The sequence below is a fragment of the Paraburkholderia humisilvae genome (assembly GCF_902859855.1).
In the GTDB taxonomy this organism is placed as follows: Bacteria; Pseudomonadota; Gammaproteobacteria; order Burkholderiales; family Burkholderiaceae; genus Paraburkholderia; species Paraburkholderia humisilvae.
Genome location: NZ_CADIKH010000447.1, coordinates 1 through 718, shown reverse-complemented (window position 1 = coordinate 718; position 718 = coordinate 1). Strand labels below are relative to the sequence as shown.

General features: G+C 58.6%; 1 protein-coding gene. It reads left to right on the top strand.

Translation table 11 applies throughout. The features are described from left to right. Positions 1-535 precede the first annotated feature (535 nt). Positions 536-718: hypothetical protein (locus HV796_RS42990; RefSeq protein WP_217478274.1), on the top strand; the 183-nt coding region annotated here is incomplete at its 3' end.

Sequence of the window (718 nt, the reverse complement as noted above, 5' to 3'; positions counted from 1 at the left end):
GTCGCTCGCAACAAGCTCAAAAGCGCTCAGCACCGACCTTCGATCATCGCCGCGTGCTGGATTCAGGCAACCTTGTGGTGACGTCATGATTTATGGAAAGGTCAATAGTTGCCGTTCACCGCATCCTTGAACGCCCTGCTGGCGGTGAACTTCTTATCGGGGAGTCACGTCGGTCAAAAGACATTGAAGCCATTGGGGGATGCATTCATGGCAGTATTCGAACGGTATCCAGATACCTCGTGGATACGCGAAGGTTGCTTGCGAAACATGGAAATGGGTGGTCCTCGTCCAACGAGGCCTTGTTCAGCAGGGTCCTAGTGCTGCGATCGTGGGTCCGGTAGAACGAGCCGGTGATCTATCGGACTGTTGAGCTTTCATGCCTTTCAAGGCGAGACTGAAGACGGTGAGCCACGCGGGCGGCCGAAGCCGAACTACGCGGTAACCACCGCGCACGAGTACAACGAGAGCCTGAAGCGGCGCGGACAACTCAGCCTATACTGCCCCGACGGCGACCTGAAGGCGCTGTTCATCAACGATGCGCCCTGCCAGCGGGGGCGTGTCGGGCCAGTCCAGGACGTACAGCAATGCGTACCTCGAACTGATCTTCATGTTCTACCGGCTGTTCGGCTGGGGCATGCGGCAGATCACCGGCCATATGCAGGAATTCCGGGCGCTGCGCGCACTGGACATCGCGGTGCCGGGCTTTGGGTTGCTCAGC